This is a genomic window from Pseudomonas sp. CMR5c (assembly GCF_003850545.1).
GTDB classification, from domain to species: domain Bacteria; phylum Pseudomonadota; class Gammaproteobacteria; order Pseudomonadales; family Pseudomonadaceae; genus Aquipseudomonas; species Aquipseudomonas piscis.
Window position 1 is genome coordinate 3,737,751 of record NZ_CP027705.1, and the last position, 22,338, is coordinate 3,760,088.

At 65.1% G+C, this 22,338-nt stretch carries 19 protein-coding genes; 3 read left to right on the forward strand and 16 right to left on the reverse strand.

Features of this window, described 5'->3' with window-relative positions; genetic code table 11:
* Positions 1-51: 51 nt before the first annotated feature.
* Positions 52-756 (reverse strand): NAD(P)H-dependent oxidoreductase, encoded by a 705-nt coding sequence (locus tag C4K40_RS17135; RefSeq protein ID WP_053130494.1) that lies wholly within the window; start codon positions 754-756, stop codon positions 52-54.
* A 131-nt stretch (positions 757-887) separates the two neighbouring features.
* On the opposite strand from C4K40_RS17135, the gene C4K40_RS17140 reads away from it, so the two are divergent.
* The gene (locus C4K40_RS17140) at positions 888-1,325 is read left to right on the forward strand and encodes an Rrf2 family transcriptional regulator (protein ID WP_022644059.1); all 438 of its coding nucleotides are present in this window, start codon (positions 888-890) and stop codon (positions 1,323-1,325) included.
* 145 nt (positions 1,326-1,470) lie between these two features.
* Here the strand turns inward: C4K40_RS17140 and C4K40_RS17145 are convergent, their stop codons facing one another.
* The 12 genes from C4K40_RS17145 to C4K40_RS17200 form a co-directional block, all read right to left on the reverse strand.
* Positions 1,471-2,646, reverse strand: a complete 1,176-nt coding sequence (locus tag C4K40_RS17145) for a pyridoxal phosphate-dependent aminotransferase (protein WP_022644058.1) — start codon at positions 2,644-2,646, stop codon at positions 1,471-1,473.
* A gap of 27 nt (positions 2,647-2,673) precedes the next feature.
* Positions 2,674-4,284 carry a 5-guanidino-2-oxopentanoate decarboxylase gene (locus C4K40_RS17150; protein WP_053130496.1) on the reverse strand — a complete coding sequence of 537 codons (1,611 nt, stop codon included), beginning with the start codon at positions 4,282-4,284 and terminating at the stop codon, positions 2,674-2,676.
* Between the two features lie 10 nt (positions 4,285-4,294).
* Positions 4,295-6,394, reverse strand: coding sequence for an acetate--CoA ligase family protein (locus C4K40_RS17155; protein WP_053130498.1), 2,100 nt, complete (start codon positions 6,392-6,394; stop codon positions 4,295-4,297).
* Positions 6,395-6,415: 21 nt separating this feature from the next.
* Complete coding sequence (locus C4K40_RS17160; RefSeq protein WP_022644056.1) at positions 6,416-7,576, reverse strand: acyl-CoA dehydrogenase family protein; 1,161 nt, start codon at positions 7,574-7,576, stop codon at positions 6,416-6,418.
* Between the two features lie 52 nt (positions 7,577-7,628).
* A complete protein-coding gene (locus tag C4K40_RS17165) occupies positions 7,629-8,420 on the reverse strand; it encodes an enoyl-CoA hydratase/isomerase family protein (RefSeq protein WP_053130500.1) in 792 nt (263 codons plus the stop codon).
* 330 nt (positions 8,421-8,750) lie between these two features.
* Complete coding sequence (locus C4K40_RS17170; RefSeq protein ID WP_164485052.1) at positions 8,751-10,091, reverse strand: amino acid permease; 1,341 nt, start codon at positions 10,089-10,091, stop codon at positions 8,751-8,753.
* A gap of 274 nt (positions 10,092-10,365) precedes the next feature.
* A complete protein-coding gene (locus C4K40_RS17175) occupies positions 10,366-12,636 on the reverse strand; it encodes an ATP-binding protein (RefSeq protein WP_053130506.1) in 2,271 nt (756 codons plus the stop codon).
* Positions 12,633-13,418 (reverse strand): ABC transporter substrate-binding protein, encoded by a 786-nt coding sequence (locus C4K40_RS17180; RefSeq protein ID WP_053130507.1) that lies wholly within the window; start codon positions 13,416-13,418, stop codon positions 12,633-12,635. Before C4K40_RS17180 ends, C4K40_RS17175 begins: the two co-directional genes overlap by 4 nt.
* Position 13,419: 1 nt before the next feature.
* The gene (locus C4K40_RS17185; protein WP_022644050.1) at positions 13,420-14,136 is read right to left on the reverse strand and encodes a response regulator; all 717 of its coding nucleotides are present in this window, start codon (positions 14,134-14,136) and stop codon (positions 13,420-13,422) included.
* An 83-nt stretch (positions 14,137-14,219) separates the two neighbouring features.
* Positions 14,220-14,858, reverse strand: coding sequence for a TetR family transcriptional regulator C-terminal domain-containing protein (locus C4K40_RS17190; RefSeq protein WP_022644049.1), 639 nt, complete (start codon positions 14,856-14,858; stop codon positions 14,220-14,222).
* Positions 14,859-15,140: 282 nt separating this feature from the next.
* Entirely contained in the window at positions 15,141-15,935 is a 795-nt protein-coding gene (locus C4K40_RS17195; RefSeq protein WP_053130508.1) for a class II aldolase/adducin family protein, read from the reverse strand.
* Between the two features lie 73 nt (positions 15,936-16,008).
* On the reverse strand, positions 16,009-17,064 hold the full coding sequence (locus C4K40_RS17200; RefSeq protein WP_053130509.1) for an ABC transporter substrate-binding protein: 1,056 nt from the start codon (positions 17,062-17,064) through the stop codon (positions 16,009-16,011).
* A gap of 214 nt (positions 17,065-17,278) precedes the next feature.
* Between C4K40_RS17200 and C4K40_RS17205 the strand changes: the two genes are divergently transcribed.
* Both C4K40_RS17205 and C4K40_RS17210 read left to right on the forward strand, forming a co-directional pair.
* On the forward strand, positions 17,279-19,231 hold the full coding sequence (locus tag C4K40_RS17205; protein WP_053130510.1) for an FAD-dependent oxidoreductase: 1,953 nt from the start codon (positions 17,279-17,281) through the stop codon (positions 19,229-19,231).
* Between the two features lie 73 nt (positions 19,232-19,304).
* Positions 19,305-19,931 (forward strand): helix-turn-helix domain-containing protein, encoded by a 627-nt coding sequence (locus C4K40_RS17210; RefSeq protein ID WP_053130511.1) that lies wholly within the window; start codon positions 19,305-19,307, stop codon positions 19,929-19,931.
* 84 nt (positions 19,932-20,015) lie between these two features.
* Here the strand turns inward: C4K40_RS17210 and C4K40_RS17215 are convergent, their stop codons facing one another.
* The 3 genes from C4K40_RS17215 to C4K40_RS17225 form a co-directional block, all read right to left on the reverse strand.
* A complete protein-coding gene (locus C4K40_RS17215) occupies positions 20,016-20,285 on the reverse strand; it encodes a hypothetical protein (protein WP_053130513.1) in 270 nt (89 codons plus the stop codon).
* Between the two features lie 674 nt (positions 20,286-20,959).
* Entirely contained in the window at positions 20,960-21,910 is a 951-nt protein-coding gene (locus C4K40_RS17220; protein ID WP_124421330.1) for a radical SAM protein, read from the reverse strand.
* Positions 21,879-22,277, reverse strand: a complete 399-nt coding sequence (locus C4K40_RS17225) for a hypothetical protein (RefSeq protein WP_124421331.1) — start codon at positions 22,275-22,277, stop codon at positions 21,879-21,881. The genes C4K40_RS17220 and C4K40_RS17225 overlap by 32 nt, the downstream gene beginning before the upstream one ends.
* Positions 22,278-22,338: the final 61 nt, after the last annotated feature.

Sequence of the window (22,338 nt, forward strand, 5' to 3'; positions counted from 1 at the left end):
TGGCCGCTAGGCGCCCATGCGCAACCTGCGGCGGCGGCTACACGAAGCCCATCACGCCGGCAACGGATACAGGGCCTCGTCGAACTGTTCCAGGCGTGGGAACACCAGCGGTTGCTCCTCATCGATGCGCTCCAGGCGCTGGCGGTACTGGGCCAGGAACCCTTCGCGCGCATCCTGGCTGATGTAGGGCACGTGCCAGGCCACGAACGGCTCCAGCACCTGGCAACCGACATAGGCCAGGGTGCCGCGCAAGAGCGGGCGCAACATGTCCTCCAGCGGACCGTGGATCGCCCCCTGGCCGAACATGTGCTCGCGCCCGCCCAGGGTCAGGCTCAGCAGGGCCTTCTTGCCCACCAGGCCGCCCTGGTCGTAGAAACGCTTGCCGCCGTAGCACACCCCGGACACCAGCACCCGGTCGATCCAGCCCTTGAGCATGGCCGGCACCGAGAACCAGTACACCGGGAAATTGAGGATCAGCAGATCGGCCCACAGCAATTTGTCCAGCTCGCCCTGGATGTCGGCGGCGATCCCGCCGTTCTTCACCCCCACCCGCTGCTCCAGGGCATAGACCAGGTACTCGGGGTTATCGCGCCGGGCAAAGTCGGCGGCGCTGGCCACCGGGTTCCAGTCCATGGCGTACAGGTCGCTGACCTGCACCTGGTGCCCCAGGGCCTCCAAGGTGCTGCGAGCCTGGTCGCGCAGCGCGGCGGTGAAGGATTGCGGCTCGGGGTGAGCGTGGACGATCAGCACATTCATGGCGGTTCCTCGGGGTTTATTTATAATTGTTACCGTAACAAATACTTTATTTTCCACACAATCGCTTTCACCGCGTCGTTGAACGGCCAGCGCTGGCATACTGGCGCCTTCCCAGGGACTTGCAGACACCCATGAGCCAGTCGACCCGCCTGATCACCGCTTCCTACATCCTGTCCTTCGTGGCCGCCAACGCGCCGCAGAAGCTGCGCACCGAGACCATCGCCAAATGGGTCAAGATCCACCCGGCGCGGGTGCGCAACCTGGTGTCGCAGATGGTCAAGGCCGATATCCTCGCCTCCTGCCGTGGCCCCAAGGGCGGCCTGACCCTGGCCCGCCCAGCGGCGCAGATCACCCTGCAGGACGTCTACGACGCGGTGCAGGAAAGCTCGCTGATCGCCGAGAAGATCGACAACCCCTTCTCTGGCATGGAAGAGCACTGCAAGGTGTTCGACGTCTTCACCCGGCTGTTCAGCCTGCTGGAGCGCAACATGCGCCAGGACCTGGCCAACATCACCGCCGACCAGCTGTTCGTGGCCTTCGACCCACCCCTGGAAACCGACCGCGCTTAACCCCCAACACCTTCCAACGATCCCCAACCCTGCAGCCGCTGCGCGCCCGTGCGCAGCCTGCGGCAGCGGCTACACCAAGCCTGTAGCCGCTGCTGAGCCTGCGAAGCTGCGCCAAGGCCCACAGGACCTTCCGACGATCCTCCGCCTAGGCGAGGCAATCGCTGGCGCAGCGGGCGATGCGCCGGCAGGCTTCGCGCAGGGCCTCGGGCTCCAGCACCAGGCCCAGGCGGATATGCCCGGCGGCGCTGGGACCGAAGGCCTCGCCGGCCAATACCGACACCCCCTGCTCGTCCAGCAGCCGTTCGCTGAAGGCCTGGGCACTCAGGCCCGTGGCGCGGATGTCGACCATCACGAACATGCCGCCATCGGGCTTCAGCGGCCGGGCACCCGGGCAGTCGGCCAGGCAATCGCAGACCAGGTCGCGCCGCTGGCGGTAGGCCTCGGTCATCGCCGCCAACTGCGGCAAGGGTTGCTCCAGGGCGACGATGGCGGCGTCCTGGATGAACTCCGGCGAGCCATAGAGCATGCACAGCGCCAGGTTCTCCAGGTGCGCGGCCAGGGGCGCCGGGGCCACCACCCAGCCCAGGCGCCAGCCGGTCATGGCATGGGACTTGGACAAGCTGTTGAGGGTCGCGGTGCGCTCGGCCATGCCCGGCAGGCTGGCCGGGCTGACGTGCTCGCCTTCGTACAGCAGTTCGCTGTAGACCTCATCGCAGATCAGCCACAGGTCATGCTCGATGCACAGCGCCGCCAACGCCTCCCAGGTGGCCCGGGGAATGCTCGCCCCCGTGGGGTTGTGCGGGCTGTTGAGCACCAGCGCCCGGGTCTTGCCGGTGATGCGCGCGGCCACGTCCTCTGGGCGCACCTGGAAGCGCTCCTCGGCGCGTACCGGCAACGGCACCACCTGGGCATTGCAGGCGCCGAACACCGCCTCGTAGGTGACGTACATCGGCTCGGCGACGATCACCTCGTCCCCCGGGTCCAGCAGGCATTGGGCGACGCTGTACAGCGCGCACTGGGCACCGGCCAGTACCACCACCTCATCGGCCTGCACCGCCTGCCCGCTGCGCGACTGGTGACGGCGGGCAATGGCCTCGCGCAGTGCACGCTTGCCGCGCACGTCGGCGTAATGGGTATGGCCGTCGCGCAGGCTGTCGATGGCCGCCTGGACGATGGGCTGCGGGGTGTCGAAATCCGGGTCGCCCACCGACAGCAGCCACACCGGCTCGCCCCGCTCGCGCTTGGCCAGGGCCCGGTAGTGGATGTCCCAGGCGGCGGCGCCATCGCCGGCGATACGTTGGGTCAGCTTGGAAAAACGCATGGCGAAACTCCTGGCAAAAAATGTAGGTCAGGCCTGGGCACAGGCGTGCTTGAGCTCGATCAGCGTCACCCCGGGCTGGGCGAACCCACGGCGCAGCGCCTGTTGCAGCTCGTCGAGGCTGGCCGGCTGGCTCACCGGGCAACCGAAGGCCCGAGCCAGGGCGGTGAAGTCCGGGTTGCGCGGCAAAACCCCGATGGGCTCGATGTCCAGGGCCTGCATGTCATCGCGGATCTGGCCCAGGGCGTCGTTGTTCCACAACAGCACCACCAGCGGGCTGTCCAGTTCCTCCACCGCCGTGGCCAGCTCCTGCACGGTGTAGAGAAAACCACCGTCGCCCACCAGCACCAGGCCCGGGCGACCGGGCGCGCCGAGCTTGGCGCCGATGGCCGCCGGCAGGCCGTAGCCCAGGGTGCCGTAGCCGGTGGGGTGCAACCAGCTACGCGGCCCCTGGCTGGGGTACAGGTAGTTGCCGCTGTAGGCCAGCTGGGTCATGTCGCTGCTGATGAAGCCGCGCTCGGGCAGCTCGGCCGCCACTCGCTGGAGAATCTGCTGGTGGATGCGCTGCAAGGGCCCCTGCCCCTCGTCCACCGTACGGCGCAACCTGGCCACCGCCGCCACCGCCCAACCGGAGTCCGCCGGCGGCTGTTCCAGGTCCTCGAGCAAGGCCTCCAGGGTCTGCCGGGCATCGCCGTGCAAGGCCACGGCGCAGGGGTAGAAGTCGTTGAACTTGCGTGGGTCGAGGTCCAGCCGCACGAGCTGGCCGTTGAGCGGCAGGCGCTCGCGCCAGTAGTCGGTGTCGGCCATCTCGGTGCCCACCGCCAGCACCACATCGGCCTGGCTGATCAACTGCCAACCGGGCTCCACGCACAGGGTCGCACCGGCATTGAGCGGCGCCCGGTCCGCCAGCAGGCCCTTGCCGGCCACGCTGCTGAAGCACACCGCGCCCAGCCGGGTCGCCAGTTCCTGCAGGGCCGCGCCGGCGTGCAAAGCCCCTCCGCCGGCGATGATCATCGGCCGCTTGGCCAGGCGCAACAGGTCCGCCGCCTGGTGCACATCCGCCGCTGCGGCGGGACCACGGGCCGGGCGCCGCCGCACCTCGCCAGTCCAGTCCCGGGCCACCGGGGCCGCCAGCACATCCAACGGCACCGAGAGATGCACCGGCCGCGGGCGCTCGCTGTCGAATACGGCGAAGGCCCGGGCCAGCAGCTCGGGCAGGTCCTCGGGGCTCAGGGCCAGGGCCGAAAACGCGGTGATCGGCGCGGTAATGGCGCGCTGGTCCTGGGTTTCGTGCAGCGAGCCCCAGCCCTTGCCGAGGCTGGCGCTGTGGTTGACGCTGGAAATCACCAGCAGCGGGATCGAATCGGCATAGGCCTGGCCAATGGGCGTGGCGACGTTGGTCACCCCCGGGCCGCTGATGACGAAACACACCCCCGGCTTGCCGCTGCCCCGGGCATAACCGTCGGCCATGAACCCGGCGCCCTGTTCGTGGCGCGTCAGCACATGGCGGATGCCGCTGCCGGGCAGGCCGCGATACAACTCCAGGGTGTGCACCCCGGGAATACCGAATACCGTGTCGACGCCGTAGCCGGCCAGCAGGCGCACCAGGGCCTGGCCACCGGTCAAGGTCTGTTCGTGCATGTCTCTCTCCTCATACCCGGCCAAGGCGAATCAACGCATCGACCGCGACGGTGCCGCGGGCACCGACCAACAATGGGTTCACATCCAGTTCCAGCAGGGTCGCAGCGTGTTCGCAGGCGTAGTCGGCCACCGCACCGATGGCCGCTACCAGCGCGTCCAGGTCGGCCGCCGGGCGTCCGCGAAAGCCTTGCAGCAAGGCAGCGCTGCGCAGTTGCAGCACGGCCTGGCGGATCGCCGCCGGATGAGTCGGCAGCAACAGGCTGCGACTGTCCTTGAGCAGCTCCACCAGCACCCCGCCGGCGCCGATCACCAGGGCCAGGCCGAAATGCTCCTCGCGCTTGATGCCGACGATCAGCTCGGCCAGGGGCGGCGCGGCCATGGGCTCCAGCAGCACCTGGTCGAAGACCACCCCCGGGGCATGCTCGGCGATCCGCGCGCGCATCTGCCGCAGCGCCGCGCCTAGCGCCTCGGGGTCCTTGAGGTTCAGAGCCACCGCGCCGGCTTCGGTCTTGTGCGGCAGCTCGACGCTGACCGCCTTGAGCACCAGCGGATAACCCACCGCCGCCGCAGCGCTCAGCGCCTGCTCGGGAGTGCTCAGCAGGCCCTCGGGAATGCGCAGGCCAAATTCGCGCAGGGCCTGCTTGGATTGCCACTCATCCAGCAGTTGGCCCGTCCCCTCCAGGGCCTCGGGACACAGCGGCACCAGGGCCGCCTCGCCCAGTTCCAGCAAGGCCTGGCGCCGGCCCTGGTAGGCGGCGATCCGGCCCCAGGCCGCCAGGCCGTCCTCGACCCCCTGCAAGGCCGGGATGCCCAGGGCATGCAGGCGCTCCCGGGCCGCCGCCGGCAGCAATTCGGGGAAGGCCGAGGTGACGAAACCGCGCTTGCCATGGCGTTGCAACGCGGCGCAGAACAGCTCCAGCAGCAGGTCGCATTCCTTGCGCTCGCCGGTGAACTCGGCCGGGTAATCCAGCACCAGCATGGCGCTGTCGGCTGCGCTGCCCAGCACGGTATCGAGCATCTGCTGCAAGGCCTGGGCATCGCCCCAGATCGCGGTGGTGAAATCCAGCGGATTGACCAGGTTGGCGTACCCCGGCAGCACCTGGGCCAGTGCCTGGCATTGCTCGCTCGCCAGCTTGGGCAACTCCAGGCCGTTGCGCTCGGCGTAGTCGGCGATCAACCCGGCATCGCCCCCGGAACAGGCCAGGGCCATCAACTGCGGGCCCGCGGGCAACTGGCCGCAGGACGCGGCCTTCAAGGTCTCGACAAAACTCACCGGGCCGCTGACGCGGATCACCCCCAGGCGCTGGAACAAGGCGTCGTACAGCGCATCGGAGCCGGAGAGCGAGCTGGTGTGGCTCAGGGCCAACTCGGCGCCGATCTGCGACACCCCGGTCTTCAGGGCGATGATCGGAATGCCCTTTTCCAGGGCCTTGTACGCAGCCTTGGCGAACCCCGGCACGTTCTTGAGGCCTTCCAGGTGCAGGCCGATGGCGGTGACTCGGGGTTCGTCCAGCAGCACGTCCATCAGTTCGGCGATGCCCAGTTGCGCCTGGTTGCCCACCGAGGCCATGTAGGCCACCGGCAACGAACGGTCGCTCATGGACAGGTTGTAGGCGAAGTTGCCGCTCTGGGTCAGCACCGCCACACCCCGCTCGACCTGCTGGCCGCCGTGGGCCACCGGCCACAGGGCGGCGCCGTGCAGGTAATCCAGCAGGCCGTAGCAGTTGGGCCCCAGCAGGGCCATGTCGCCGGCGGCCTGCAGCAATCGCTGTTGCAGGGCCTGACCCTCGGCGCCGGTCTCGGCGAACCCCGAGGCGTAGCAGATCGTCCCGCCCGCGCCCTTGGCCGCCAGCTGGGCGACGCAGTCCAGGGTCAGCTCGCGGTGGGTGGCGACGAACACCGCATCCGGGCCGCAAGGCAGTTGGTCGATACTGGCCACGCAGGGCACGCCGTCGATCTGCGCGTGCTGCGGGTTGACCAGCCACAGGTCGCCGGCAAAACCGCCCTCGGCGCAGCGCTTGAGGGCCCGGGCCATGCTGCGGCCGCCGACGAAGGCCAGGTGCCGGGGCGCCAGCAGGCGCTTGAGGTTGTCACGTAGGGTCTGGGACATGACTCAGGTTCTCCAGGCGGTTCAGCGCAGCAACGGCCGCAGCAGTTCACGGGAAATGATGTGCCGCTGGATCTCCGAGGTGCCCTCCCAGATCCGCTCGATCCGCGCGTTGCGCCAGATGCGCTCCACCGGGCCTTCGTCCATCAGGCCCATGCCGCCGTAGATCTGCACCGCCTCGTCGGCCACCTTGCCCAGCACTTCGCTGGCGAACAGCTTGGCCATGCCGGCCTCGCCGTCGGTCATGCTGCCCTGGTCCATCTTCCAGGCGGTGTGCAGGGTCAAGAGCTCGGCGGCGCGGATCTGCGTGGCCATGTCCGCCAGCTTGAACGACACCCCCTGGTAGCTGCCGATGGCCTGGCCGAACTGCTTGCGGTCCGCCGCCCATTGCAGGGAGGCATCCAGCGCCCGCTGCGCCTGGCCCACGCAGTTGGCCGCGACCATCACCCGCCCGGCGGTGAGCCAGGCGTTGGCCACCTCCCAGCCCTTGCCCACCTCCCCCAAAACCTGGTGGGCCGGCACCCGGCAGTCGTCGAAGAACATCTCGAAGGTGTGGTAGCCACGGTTGCTCACGCACTTGGGGCCACGGCGAATGGTCAGGCCCGGGGTGTCGCGGTCCACCAGGAACGCGGTCACGGCATTGCGCTGGCGGCCGTTGTGCTCGTAGGTGCCGGTGACGGCGAAGACGATGGCGAAATCCGCATGCCCGGCGTGGCTGATGAAGTGCTTGGCGCCATTGATCACGAAGTCGCCGCCCTCGCGCACGGCGCGGGTCTTGATGGCATTGGCATCGGAGCCGGCGCCGGGTTCGGTGAGGGCGAAGCAGTCGATCTTCTTGCCCTGCACGCAAGGCAGCAGGTAGTCGCCGATCTGCGAGCCGGTGCAGGCCATGAGGATCTTCGATGGTCGGGCGACGAACACATGCAGGGCCCAGGAACACTTGGCCAGCTCGCGCTCGATCAGCGCCTGGGACAGGTAGTCGAGGCCACCGCCACCGACCTCCTCGGGCATGTTGAAGGCATAGAAACCAGCGGCGATGGCCTTGTTGCGAATCTCTGCGGCCAGTTCGGCCGGGACCTCGTCGGCGCGGTCCACCGCCTCTTCGTGGGGCAGCAACTCCTTGCTGACAAAACTGCGGACTGCATCGACCAACATTTCTTGTTCTTGGCTGAGTTGGAAGTTCATGGCGCTACCTGTGGCGGGTTGACGGTGCGAAATAAGTGGATTGGGTCGCGGCTCAGCGACCGATAAAGCGCGGCGGGCGTTTTTCCGTGGCCGCGCGCAGGGCCTCGGTGCCGTCGGCACTGCGCCCGCACAGCAAGCCGGCGGCCAGTTCGGCGGCCAGTTGCCCGGGCAGGTCGCGCTCGGCGCTTTCGCGCAGCAGGCGCTTGGTCTGGGCGAAAGCGAAAGTCGGGCCGTTGGCCAGGCGGCCGGCCAGTTCGCTGACGGTGGCGCGCAGTTGCTCGTCGGCGCAGACCTCGCCCACCAGCCCGGCGGCCAGGGCACGTTCGGCGCTCCAGAGCTCATCGAGGAACAGCAGGCGCTTGGCCTGCTCGCTGCCGATCAACCTTGGCAGGTGCCAGCTGGCACCGGCATCCGGCGAATAGGCCATGCCGGTGTAGCCGGCCTTGAACCGCGCCGACTGCCCCGCTACCCGCAGGTCGCAGCACAGCGCCAGGTCCATGCCGGCGCCCACGGCCGTGCCGTTGATGGCGGCGATGGTGGGTTTGTCCAGGCTGTGCAGGCAGCTCATCAGGGCGTGGGCGGTTTCGGTCCAGCCGTAGCTTTCCAGGGCGCCCCGGGCTTCGGCTTCGGCCCATTCGGCCAGGTCGGCGCCGGCGCAAAAACTGCGGCCGCTACCGCCCAGCACCACCACCCGCACCGCCGGGTCGTCCTGGCAGCGCTCGAGCAAGCCGTGCAATTGGCGCAGGCCGGGAATGTCCAGGGCATTGCGCTGGTCCGGGCGGTTGAGGGTGATCCAGGCGATACCCGCCTCGATCTGGCAAAGCAGCGACGATGAAGTGCTCATGGGCGTCCTCGAATGATTGTATTTGGCATGAGGGAGGTGAGTTGCGAACCATGCTAAACGACTGTTCAACAAGACGGCAATTGCTCGAGCGGTACACCGGCCAGGGCCGGATTACCTATCCATCCTGTTGTTTTTATTGAATAAATAGTGATTCGAACGATTTGTGGCCGAGCTGCTGTTACAACTTCGAACAAGCCACTACAACCCGGTAAAGATGCAGACCTTGCGGCCGCTGCGCCCCCGTACGCAGCCTGCGGCAGCGGCTACAAAACCCTGTAGCCGCTGTCGAGCATAGCGAGGCTGCGCCAAGGCCCGCAGGGCCTTCGGCTGTCAGGTGGCGGCGGCCAATGGCTGGGCCTGGCGCTTGCGATTCACCAGGTAGTAGGCGCCGTAGCACAGGGCGATGAAACCGAAGCCCCAGTACAAGGATGGGCGCTGGGTTTCATCCAGGGCCAGGAACACGAACAGCGAACTGCACAGGACGATGCACAGCAGCGGCACCAGGGGGAACCACGGCGCACGGTACTTGAGCTGCTCCAACTGCCCGCCCTCACGCAGAAACTGGCGACGGAAGCGGTACTGGGCCAGGGCGATGACGATCCAGGTCACGGTGCCGGCCATGCCGCTCACCGCCATCAGCACCATGAACAGGGTGTCGGCGGCGATGAAGCTGGTCATCAGCGAGATCAGCGCGAAGCACAGGGTGATCGCCAGGGCCCGCAGCGGCACGCCCTGCTTGCTCAGGGGCGACAGCGCCTTGGGCGCCATGCCGCTCTTGGACATGGCCCAGAGGATGCGGGTCGAGGCGTACAGCCCGGAGTTGCCCACCGAGAGAATCGCCGTGAGGATCACGAAGTTCATCAGGTCCGCGGCATAGGGAATGCCCACCATGTCGAACACCTGGACGAACGGGCTTTCCACCAATCCGGCCTGCTGCCAGGGAATGATCGCCGCCAGCACCATCACCGCCAGCACGTAGAAGATCAGCACCCGGAACACCACGTTGCGCACCGCCCGTGGAATGCTCTTTTCCGGCTGGTCGGTCTCCCCCGCTGCCACGCCCATGATCTCGCAGCCCTGGAAGGCATAGACCACGGTCATCATCACCGCGAACACCGCCGGCAGGCCGTTGGGAAACAGCGAATCGCCGGTGAGGTTGTCGAACATCGGCGCCGGGGCGCCACCGGGCAGGTCGATGACGCCGAAGATCACCAGCACCCCGACCACGATGAAGCTGAGGATCGCCAGCACCTTGATCCCGGCGAACCAGTACTCGGCCTCGCCGAAAGCGCGGGTGGCCAGGGCATTGATGCCGAACAGCAAGGCAACGAAGAAGGCCGACCAGTACCAGATCGGCACCCCGGGGAACCAACGCTGCATGAGCATGCCCGCGGCGGTGAACTCCAGGCCCACGGTGGTGGCCCAGCTCATCCAGTAGACCCAGCCGATCATGAAGCCGGTGGCCGGGCCGATGTACTTCGTGGCATGGGCCTGGAACGAGCCGGACACCGGCATCTGCACCGACAGCTCACCCAGGCAGACCATCACTAGGTACATCAGGAAGCCCGCCACCAGGTAGGACAGGATCGCCCCCCAGGGACCGCCCTGGTTGATGGTCACCCCGGAGCCCATAAACAGCCCGGTGCCGATCACCCCTCCCAGGGACAACATGAAGATGTGCCGGCTCTTCAAGGCCCGGGTCAGTTGGATGCCTTTGCGTTCAGTAGTGGTCGTCACGGCGCACCTCAGCAGTCGGTGAGGCGCAGGGCGCGCTGGGAAGGGGTACGACGGGATGGGGCAGCAGCTTGCAGGCGGTTCATTATTATTATCTCCAATAAGCTTCGAAGGCCGCGGCGGGCGCGGCTCGACCGATTATTGGAAAGCCATGTAAGTTCGCGTTGAAGCAAAAGATCGAAGATGTAAAAAGTCGTAAGGTTTTTGTACTTCAGGCCGCCAGCAGTTGTTCCAGGGCCCTGCGCGCCCGCTGCCAGGCCTGCTGCAGGTGTGGTACCTGGGCGGCCATTGCCGCGACACCGGACTGCCCCGCCGCATCCTCCAGCGCCCGCAGCACCCGGGCCAGTTCGCAAAAGCCCAGGGAATCGGCACTGCCGGCCAGGCGGTGAGCCAGGTGCTGCACCTGGGTACTATCGGCCGCCGCCAGGGCGTCATCGAGCAACGGCCGTTGCTGGTCCAGGGTGCTCGCCAAGACCTTGAACAGCCCCTGCAACTTCTGCTCCCCCAGCAGGCTGCGGTGGGTGTCCAGCAGTTCCTGGTCGAGCACGCCCTCGGCGCTCCGGGCTGGCGGCGCCAGTTCCTCGCTGGCCTGCTCCGCGGTGGCCAGGACCTGGCGCAGGCTGTCCATCTGCAAGGGCTTGCCGAGGATGCCCTGCATCCCCGCCTCCAGGTAACTGCGCACCAGGGCCGGCTGGACGCTGGCGGTCAGGGCGAAGATCCGCGCCTGGCGATTGGGCCCCGGGCGCCGGCGCAGTTCGCGGCACAGCTCGATGCCACTGATACCCGGCAGTTGCACGTCCAGCAGCAACAAATCGAAGCCCTGGCGCTGGCACAGCTCCAGCGCCGCCTCGCCGTCCTCCACCAGCCACACCTGGTGGCCGTCGCGCTCCAGCAAGCCCTGGGCCACCTCGCGATTGAGCGCCACATCCTCCACCACCAGGATCTTCAGCCCCGGCACCGGTGCCGCGACCGGCGGTGGCGCCGGTAGCCCCAGGCCGACCCCCAGGGCCAGTTCGAACCAGAAACGACTGCCCTGCCCCAGCTCGCTGTCCACGCCGATGTGCCCGTCCAGTTGCTGCACCAGGTGCTTGCAGATCGCCAGGCCCAGGCCGGTGCCGCCATAGCGCCGGCTCACCGCGTCGCTGGCCTGGACGAAGCGCTCGAAGATCTTGTCGCGCATCGAGGTCGCGATACCGATGCCGTTATCGGCCACCGAGCAGCGCAGCCGTTGCCGTTGTGGTCCGTCCTCCAGAACCTGGACCTCGACCCGCACCCAGCCGCCTTCGGTAAAGCGGATGGCGTTGGCCAGCAGGTTGCTCAGCACCTGGCGCAGGTACTGCTCGGCGCCGTGCTGCCCCGGGGCCAAGCGCGGGTCGACATGCACCTGCAACTGCGTGCCGTGCTCCCGGGCCCGGGGTTCGAGCAGTGTGCTGACCTCCTCCAGCAACTGGCGCAGGGAAAAATCCCGGGCCTCCGGACGGCTTTGCCCCTCCTCCAGGCGGGCGAAGGACAGCACCTCGTCGAGGATCGTCAGCAAGCCCTCGCCGGCCTTGTGCAGGGCCTGCAAACGCTGGCGGTCCTGGTGCGCAAGCGGCGCGCCGCGCAAGAGTTCGGCCATGCCGAGGATGCCGTTCAACGGCGTGCGCAGTTCGTGGCTCATGGTGGCCAAAAAGCGCGACTTGGCCAGGTTGGCCGCCTCGGCCTCATCCTTGGCGTGCATCAGGCTGGCAGTGCGGCGCTGGACCATTTTCTGCAATTCGTCGCGCTTGTCCTGCAGGGCCTGGCGGTCCTGCTCGCGGCGCTGGATGTCATCGAGAATCGCCCGGCGCATGTCGTCCAGGGCCCCGGCCACGGTGTCGATCTCGTCGCCGCCCGGGCGCTGGCGCTTGTCCAGGTGCAGGGGCTGCTGCAAGTCGCCGCCGGCCACGCGGCGGGCGAACTCGGCCATGACTTGCAAGTGCCGGGTGACCAGGCGATAGAACAGCCCGGACAGCGCCACCGCCAGGCCGCAGAGAAACACGCTCATCCACAGCAGGCTGGCCAGCCCGGTGGTGTACAGGCGCCGGTACACCGCCCCCAGGTCAGTGCTGACCTGCAACTCCCCCAGCTCGCGACGCGGCCCGGACGGCGGCTGGTAGCTCAGGGCGAAGCGCTCCACCCGCAAAGGCCCGATCAGCTCGGCACTGCCCTGTTGCAGGTCGAAATCACTGCTGAGCAGGTGCACCCGGGCCACATCGGAAAAGTCCACCAGGCCCTGCAACTGCACCGTCAGCTGTTCCTGGTTGAGGTCCCACAGGTTGCGCTCCAGGCTGCCCAGGTAACCGGCGCGGATCAGCTCCATGCGGCTGTCGATGTCGCGCATTTCGCGGCGGTATTCGAAGTACAGCTGCACGGCGCTGGCCAGCACGGTGAAGCACAGGCTGAACAGCAGGATGAACAGCAACAGGCGCCGCAGCAGGCCGCCGGGCCGTGGGCCGATCATGGCGCCACACCGGCTTGGGCCTTGAGCATGGCGCGGTAGCCGGCCTGGCTTTGGTCCAGCCAGCGCTGTACCGCGCCGCTGTCGACCTGGCGCTGCAACTGTGTGTCGATCTCGTCCATGCGCGCCGCCAAGGGCGACTGGCGCGACACCGCCAGGCGCAGGTAGTCGACGCTGATCGCCTGGGGCAAGGCGACGATGTCCTCGGCGCCCGGCAGGCGCTCGATGAACAACTGCCCGGTACGCCGCTCGTGGGGGATGAAATCGATGCGCTGGCGGATCAGCTTGCCGAAGTTCTGCACGCTGCTGGACACCCACTCGATGTTGCCGTGCTGCACCACCTCACGGTCGAAATCCTGGCCGTAGCTCTCACCGAACAGCAGGCCGCCACGATAGGCGGTGAGGTCTTGCAACTGCTGGAAGCGCGGCAAGTGGCGGCGGTTGACGAACAACGCCACCTCCTCGCGCAGCACCGGCACCCGGGAGAACCGCAACCCCTGCTGGCGCTGGCCGGTGCGGTAGGCCAGCACCACGTCCACGCGGCCGGCGGCGGCATCCAGCAGGCAGCGCTTCCAGTTGCCCAGCACCACCACTTGCACCTGGTATCCCAAGTCCCCCAGCACCTGGCGCACCAGGCTCGGGGCCAGGCCGCGCACCTGGCTACCGTCGCTCCAGGAGATCGGCGGGTACACCGGGTAGTCGCAATATTTCAGGGTCGGCCGGGGCTCGGCCAGCGCCGCGCCGGCCAGCAGCATCAGCCCCAGGGCCCAGGCGCGGCGCAGCACCTCAGGCGGCCACGCTGGCAGTGAACAGATAGCCGGCACCGTGGATGGTGATGATCAGCTCCGGCTCGGCCGGGTCGTCATGCAGCTTGCGCCGCAAGCGCCCCACCAGTACGTCGATGGAGCGGTCGCTGGGCACCCACTCGCGGTTGCGGATCTGGTCCATCAACTGGTCGCGGCTGAGGGTGTGGCCGCTGTTGCGCAGGAACACGCTGAGCAGCTGGTATTCGCCGTGGGTCAGCAGGGTCTCGCCGCCCCGGGCGTCGATCAGCCGGCGGCGGTCGGTGTCCAGGGCCCAGTCGGCGAACTGCTTGACCGGGCTGGGATGGCTGGCCGGCGCTGGCGGCTGGCGGGCATGGCGCACGCGGCGGACCAGGTTCTTGGCCCGGGACACCAGCTCGCGGGGGTTGAGGGGCTTGATCACGTAGTCATCGGCGCCGCATTCCAGGCCGACGATACGGTCGATGTCGTCGTTGCGCCCGGTGATCAGGATGATCCCCACCTCCGAGCGCACCCGCAGCTCGCGGGTCAGGGTCAGGCCGTCCTTGCCGGGCAGGCGGATATCGAGCATCAACAGATCGACCGTGTGCTGGTCGAGGAAGCTCTCGGCCTGTTCCGCCGTGGCGGCGCAATGCACGTCGTAGCCTTCCTGGGACAGATAGGCCTGGAGCAGTTCGCGAATCAACGGATCGTCGTCGACGATCAATACCCGAGGAGTCATCGCCTGTGTTCCTGATTATTTTTATTAGAGGTGTCGCCTTGTGCGCAGCAGCCTAGCCATTACTGAACAACCGATCAACAGCCCTATGTCGGCTGGCGAAAGCCCCGCCCCTGGCTGGCCAGCACGCCCTCGACCCAGGCTTCGCAGATCTGCACGCCCTGCTGCGGGCTGAAGGTCCCGGGGTTGAGCCCGGACTCCAGCCACAGGCCGTCGAGCAAGGCGCTGAGGCTGATGGCCGCCAGGTCCGCGTCGAAGTCGGCCCAGGCCTGGTCCCCGGCCAGGCTGGCCAGGAGCCCGGCCAGTTCGTTGCGGTATTCGGCGTAGGAATGGTCGTGGGCCTGGTTGATCGCCTCGGCGGTCTTCACCGCGCCCCAGAACGCCAACCAGGCGTCCAGCAGTTGCGGGTCCAGCAGTTCGGCGCAGAACGAGGCCCGGAAGAACGCCGACAAACGTTCCCGGGGCGCCGGCGCGGCCTGGTCCATGGCTTCGCGCAGCAGGTTCATAACCCGTCCGGTGATCGAGCGATAGGCCTCGGCCACCAGCTCGTCCTTGCCGGAATAGTGATGGCTGATCAGCCCCACCGAGACCCCGGCCTCGGCGCTGATCTTGCGGATCGACGCGCCCTGGAAACCGTGGAGCTTGAGGCAGGTAAGGGTCGCCTCGATCAGCTCGGCCTTGCGCAACCCGGGTTCCAGGCGGGAAAAGCGCGCTTCCTGGTTCATGGGGCATGACTCCTTGGCAATGACGGGAAATGACAGTTGAACGACTGTACAACAAGCTTTTGTGAACTGGCCAGATTCCCAGCGGTACCGGGACAGTGTTGGCCGGTCGATCGCTGAAGGCCCTGCGGGCCTTGACGCAGCCTCGCTGCGCTCGACAGCGACTACAGGCTTCGTGTAGCCGCTGCCGCAGGCTGCGCACGGCTCGGCACTAGCCGCCAATCGTTATCCATGGTTTGCCTGCCGCGCTGCGGTGCTTGGTGTTGCGGCCGCTGGGGTGGAGGGTCAATCGCGGTAGTCGGGGGCGATGCGCTCGAGCAGGCGCAGCAGCGCGGCCCAGGCCAGTTGCATGGCGTCCGGGTCGCTCAGTTCGCCCTCCTGCAACGGCCGGCCCGGGTCGTTGAACTGGCGCTCGGTGTGGGCGCAGACCGCGTCCGGTGGCAGCACGATCTCCCCCGCCGCCTGGGCCGCCAGCTGGATCTCGCAGGCCTTCTCCAGGTAATACATGCGCAAGAATGCCTGGCTGACGGTTTCGCCCACGGTGAGCAGGCCGTGGTTGCGCAGCATCAGCACGCTCTTGTCGCCCAGGTCAGCCACCAGCCGCTGCTGCTCGGCCAGGTCCAGGGCCACGCCTTCGTAGTCGTGGTAGGCCACCCGGCCATAGAACTCCATGGAGATCTGGTTCACCGGCAGCAAGCCACACTTGAGCGCCGCCACCGCACAACCGGCCTTGGTATGGGTGTGCAGCACACACTGGGCATCATCGCGAGCGCCATGGATGGCGCTGTGGATCACGAACCCCGCCGGGTTCACCGGGTACGGCGAAGGCTCCACGGCCTGGCCATCGAGGTCGATCTTCACCAGGTTGGAGGCAGTGATTTCCTCGAACATCAGCCCGTAGGGGTTGATCAGGAAGTGATGCTCGGGCCCGGGCAGGCGCACCGAGATATGGGTGAAGATCAAATCGGTCATGCGAAAGTGCGCGATCAGGCGGTAGCAAGCCGCCAGCTCTTCGCGCAGGCGCTGCTCGGTGGCGCTGCGCTCGGTCAGGGCGTGGGGGCCGGGCACGATCTTATTCATTATTGGAGTCCTCCAGGCTGTTGGGCTGGCAAACGATAGGGCCGCACGTCCGCCGACGTCCAGCCCGTTGGGGTTACTTGCTGGCCCAGGCGTTGAAGCGCTCTTCCAGCTCCTCGCCATGATCGACCCAGAACTCCACGTTCATCGCCAGGGCGCCCTTGAGGTTCTGCTCCGAGGTCGGCACCCACTGGGCCAGCGCCGGATCGAGCCGGGCCGCGGCCAGGGTGTTGGTGGGGCCGTAGGGAATGGCGCGCACATAGTCGACCTGGGCCTCGGGGCGGTTGGCGTAGGCAATGAAGCGCTTGGCCTGGGCCACGTGCCTGGAGCCCTTGATGATCGCCCAGTAATCCATGCCATACAGGCTGCCGGGCCAGACCACGGCCAGGGGCGCACCGTCCTGGGCGGCCGCGGCGATGCGACCGCTGTAGGTCGAGGTCATCACCACATCGCCGGCGCTGAGCCACTGCGCCGGCTGCGCCCCGGCCTCCCACCACTGGATGTACGGCTTGAGCTGGCTGAGCTTGGCGAAGGCCCGATCCACCCCCTCAGGCGTGGCCAGGACCTTGTACACGTCCTCGACCTTGACCCCATCGGCCAGCAGCGCGAACTCCAGGTTGTACACCGCGCGCTTGCGCAGGCCGCGCTTGCCGGGGAACTGCTTGACGTCCCAGAAATCGGCCCAGGAGGCCGGGGCCCTGGCCAGCTTGTTGCGGTCGTAGGCGATGGCCACGCTCCACACCAGCACAGCCGAGCCACAGGGCTGGGCGGCATCGGCGATCAGTTCGTCGGCGTGGCCCAGGGCCTTCCAGTCCAGGGGTTCGTACATGCCTTCGTCGCAGCCGCGCATCAGGTCCGGACCTTCGATCTGCACCACGTCCCAATCGACGTTGCCGGTGTCGACCATGACCTTGATCCGCGCCATCTCGCCGTTGTACTCGCTCTGGATCAGCTTGCTGCCATCGGCCTTGGCAAAGGGTTGGAACAACGCCACATCCTGGGCTTTCTGGCCGGCTCCGCCGTACCCCACCACGACCATGTCGGGGGCTGCCCGGGCACTGTCCAGGCCCAATGTCAGGGCGAGGCTCAGGGCCAGGAACGAACAACCATGCTTGCGGGTGAGCGCTTTCATCGGTGATTCCTCGTGACGGTGCCCTGCCGGACAGCTCCGGCACGGCCCTTTTTTATTGTTGTGAGGGGCGCCCCGCAGGCTGGGGCGCCAATCGAAGCTACTGCAAGGATCAGTAAAAAAACAAGTTGATTTTTTACTACCGGTAAATTTTTATAGGCAAACAATAACAACGCCAAGGCATCGCCCTGCCCTTGGCCAGCCTGGAGCCCGCGCCATGACCACCGCCTTCCCGCACCTCTTCGCGCCGTTGCAGATCCGTGGCAAGCGCCTGAAGAACCGCATCATGTCCAGCGGCCACGACACCTCGATGCCCACCGACAACCTGGTCAACGAGCAGTTGATCGCCTACCACCGGGCCCGGGCCGAAGGCGGGGTTGGGCTGATCGTGTTGCAGGTGGCCGGGGTCCACGACAGTGCGCGCTACACCAGCCATGTGCTGATGGCCACCGACGATGCCTGCATCGACGGCTACCGGCGCCTGGCCGAGACCTGCCATGCCCACGGCACGCTGGTGCTGTCCCAGGTGTTTCATCCGGGGCGCGAGATCATGGAGTCCGCCGACGGCCTGCTGGCGGTGGCCTATGCCCCCTCGGGCGTGCCCAACGAGCGCTTCCGGGTCATGCCCCGGGCCCTGGACCAGGAGATGATCGACGCGATCATCCAGGGTTACGCCGACGCTGCCCGGCGCCTGCACCAGGCCGGCCTGGATGGCGTGGAGCTGGTGGCCAGCCATGGCTACCTGCCAGCGCAATTCCTCAACCCGCGGGTCAACCGCCGCAGCGACGGCTACAACGGCGAGCTGGAGCAGCGCCTGCGGTTCATTCGCGAGGTGCTGGCGGCCATGCGCGCCAGCACCGCCGACGACTTCATCATCGGCCTGCGCATCAGCGCCGACGAACGCGACCCCGAGGGCCTGACCGAGGACGAGTCCCTGGCCGCCGCCCAACACCTGCAAGGCCAGCTGGACTACCTGCACATCGTTGCCGGCACCTCGGCCTCCCTCGGCGGCGCCGTGCACATCGTCCCGCCCATGGCGGTGGAAGCGGCTTACCTGGCCCGCGAAGCCGGAACCTTCAAGGCCGCGCTGCAAATCCCGTTGTTCGTCACCGGGCGCATCAACCAGCCCCAGGAAGCCGAGGCCATCCTCGCCAAAGGCCAGGCCGACGTGTGCGGCATGACCCGGGCGCTGATCTGCGATCCGCAAATGCCCAACAAGAGCGACAGCGGCCGGGTCGACGACGTGCGTGCCTGCATCGCCTGCAACCAGGCGTGCATCGGCCACTTCCACAAGGGCCTGCCGATCTCTTGCATCCAGCACCCGGAAACCGGCCGCGAACTGCTGTACGCCCAGGCTCGGCCGGCCCAACAGCGCAAGCGCATCCTGGTGGTGGGCGGTGGCCCGGCGGGCATGAAGGCCGCCGCCGTCGCCGCCCAGCGCGGCCACCAGGTGACCCTCTACGAAGCCGGCTCCCAGCTCGGTGGCCAGGTGCTGCTGGCGCAACTGCTGCCCCGGCGCAGCGAATTCGGCGGCGCCAGCACCAACCTGCAACGGGAAATGCAACTGGCCGGGGTCGAGGTGGTGCGCAACACCCGGGTCGATCGCGCCCTGGTGGAGCGCGAACAGCCCGACCACGTGATCATCGCCACCGGCGCCCGCCCCTACTGGCCCCATTTCGAGCGCGCCGGCGAGCTGCAAGTGGTGGACGCCTGGCAAGTGCTGCGCGACGAGGTCCAGCTCGGGCGCTCGGTGGTGGTGGCCGACTGGCGCTGCGACTGGATCGGCCCAGGCATCGCCGAGCGCCTGCTGCGCGCCGGGCACCAGGTGCAACTGGCGGTCAACGGCACCCACTGCGGCGAAAGCCTGCCGCTGTACGTGCGCGACCAACTGGCCGGCGAACTGCACAAGCTGGGGCTGCCGATCATCCCCTACGCCCGCCTCTACGGCTGCGACGACAACACCGTGTACCTGCAACACACCGCCAGCGGCGAGCCGATGCTGCTGGAAAACGTCGACAGCCTGGTGCTGTGCCAGGGCCACCAGCCGGTGGACGACCTGGGTGAGCAACTCAAGGGCCTGGTGGCCTTCCAGCGCATCGGCGACTGCCTGGCCCCGCGCACCGTCGAAGAGGCCATCCACGAAGGCTTGAAAGTCGCCTGGGCGCTTTGAGGCTGCTTTATACTCCAGGGCTTTTGCAGGACGGGTGCTCGGACGCGCCCGCCTTCCAAGCCTGGAGCCCGCCATGACCCAAAGCAGCAAGACGCCGCCCGCGAGCCACCTGCCCGAGCCCGGCGGCGACCACCAGCCCCCCGGCGGCCCGCAGTTCCTTGGCACGCGCATCCGCGGTCTGCGCAAACGCCGCGGCCTGACCCTGAGCGAACTGGCCCAGCAGAGCGAACTCACCGCCGGCTACATCAGCCAGCTGGAACGCAACCTCGCCTATCCCTCCATCCCCGCCCTGTTCAACATCGCCCGCAGCCTGGGCGTGACCATCCAATGGTTCTTCGCCAGCGAAACCCAGACCGCCCCCGAAGACCAGGGCTACGTGGTGCGCAAGAAACAGCGGTTGCAGGTGAACTACGAAAACGGCATCGTCGACCAACTGCTGACCCCGCAACCGACCCAGCAACTGGAATTCTTGCACTCACGCTTTCCCCCGGGCACCTACAGCAAGGAGAGCTACAGCCATGAGGGCGAGGAAGCCGGGTATGTGCTGTCGGGGAGCTTCGAGCTGTGGGTGGGCGAGCGCTATTTCCAGCTGAGCGAGGGGGACAGCTTCAGGTTCTCCAGCCAGGAGCCGCATAAGTATGGGAATCCTGGGGAGGAGGATGCGGTGGTGTTGTGGGTGATCACGCCGCCGACGTTTTGAGGGTTGGGCTGAGGTGGAGTTATGCCCCGCCCTTTCACTTAGTGAGTCTGGATACTTCCAGGTCGGGAAATACGCCGCTCCGCTTCAGATACGCTCCAGATACTCCATGGAAACCTCCCCGCCAAGGTAAGGGCCGTCATCACTGCAATCCATGGTGGGCTTCTCAAAATCCACCCATACACTGGTAATAATTCTGTCTTTTCCAGCAATAGTTCGCTGAGTACCAGTGAGCTCCACCTCCCCCGCCAAGGCTTCCCTTACAGACTCTGAAGGTAACGAAACCACCCCAACTCCGCCATTCGGCCACCACAAGTGGGGCTTAACTTTTACCCTGTCACCCTCATTAAATTTCATTTATTTCCCTCCATATTGTCGACTTTAATTTGCCCTTTAACGCTCGACCAAAGGGAGAGCCTGAGCTAGTTCAAGTGATCAAAGCGAACGAGTTGATCGAACTTTATCCCTTACTGTAAAGGGCAATAAGCACATTCCAGAATCCGTACAGAATCTGGCGAGCGATGTGCGTATCTCATCATTAAAGAGAATCACCTCGCTTTGCTAGACACCGTTGAGTTTCTGCTTCTGGCCGTTAGGTGCCCTTCGCCGAGGGCTGATTTCTTCCGGTAAAGGCCACCCTGTTCTGGTTAAGTTCGTGTTATTACGCAACTGAAAAACGCTGAGATATTTTAGGACAAATTTAGGGCAAAACGGGGGACGCTGTAGTCCGTTTTAGGCTGATCATCAAGGCTCAATATTCTGTAAACTCAGGCCTGTACCGGCCTGCTGATCAAAAGGAGGGGGTTCGAATCCCTATCCTCGCTACCCTGGTGTGCATTTGCCGAACTGGTTGTTGGCTAGTGAGGCGCGGTTGTGGGGTAAAATGGGGCAATCTGTACGCCAATCAATGTTATTTAATGCCAAATGGCACTGTCTCTTGCTTTTTTGCGTTAATACCCGAGCACAATCGGTGTGTGCGGGTCGTTGTTGATCATCCTGCCCAGTCCAAGATTTAGGTGTTGCCTGCATACTTAACGTAAAATATTCTCTAGTTTTGTTCTTAAGTCTTCCACAGCTGAAGCTTTTGCAATTCGCGAGCAAAGATGGCAAGAGTCCTGAAGTGGGTCTTTAAGAACCTGTTTCCAAATGTCCGAATCTGCAGTTAGGAGGCTGAGCCCGGAAAATCCTACTTCTCTGATGGTGATTAAATAAGCGTCGTTGAGCGCTTTGCGTAACAATGTTTTCAAAGTATCGCGATAAGCATTCCCCACTAATAGATCTCTTTCTTTATTTACTACGTACGTCGAACAGCAGGGGTAGGTATCTCCGTTGGGCCAGACTGACAATGTCAATGATTGTTTCATGGGGCAGCATGAGTTTGAAAAATCCAGTCTATTATCACCACTCAGGTCACTGAATAGAGCGAAACCTACAGGTGAAACGTAGTGGTATTCTATTTTTAGAAATTGCGAAGGCGTAACAAATGACGGAAGCTCTGGCTGCCTTTGATTTGAAGTGCAGCTCACAGTTGTAGGGATTTTATTCGAAACTAATTGTTCAAGGAAATAAGGCATCCATATTTTGTTTTTTGAGCGAAGGTGGGCGCTATCAACGCTGACTGTTATGTCTCCAATTCCAGACGCTACTAGAGAGCTAATAGTGTCATCCACCTTCTTTTTAGACGTGGCCCATCCTCCGCCAGTTGTCAAACCCCAAACAATTCCTGAGCCAATCAACTTAGTTCCAAGTTTCGAAATTAACGGCAAGCGAATGAGTGGCTCTCCACCAGTAAACCCAATGAAGGAAAATACTTTGAGTTCTAAGGCTTGGTCTATTAATGATAGTGCAATTTTTTCATCCAGGTCCCCTGGGCCAGGTGGAACACAGCAGTATTCGCACCGGAGCGGACAACGATTGGTCAAAGCTAGAGCCAGCGTGTGCATAGCTAAATCATCCGCCGTTCCCAAGTCCGCCTTTGCCACCGAAGCTAGCTTTCCCGAAATTTTGACCAGGTTTAGTATTTACTACCCAGCCGCCATTTTTGTAAACAACATTGAGTGCGAGTTTGTCCTTATTGTTGCTAAGTCCTTTCACACCGGTGAAATCTGTCACTCCATGGGTTTCTAGGGCTTGAATTGCTACTTCTGCTAATTGTTTGTTAAAAGCCTCATTTTCCATGTTAGGGTCTATCAGTAATACTGGGTTCCCATCGTCATCATCCGCTAGAGTGACTGTTGCGTCATCTGGTGGTACTCCTAGATCATTCATTTTTTGAACGATGGTATCGGTTAATTTTGAGCGAATTTCTGGATCATTCTGAAATAGCTGGTTGAATTCATCCATGTTCATTTTTTGATCTCGTCTGTAAGTGGTTTATTTTGAGGGTTTGATATGAGTCAAGTCTTTGCAG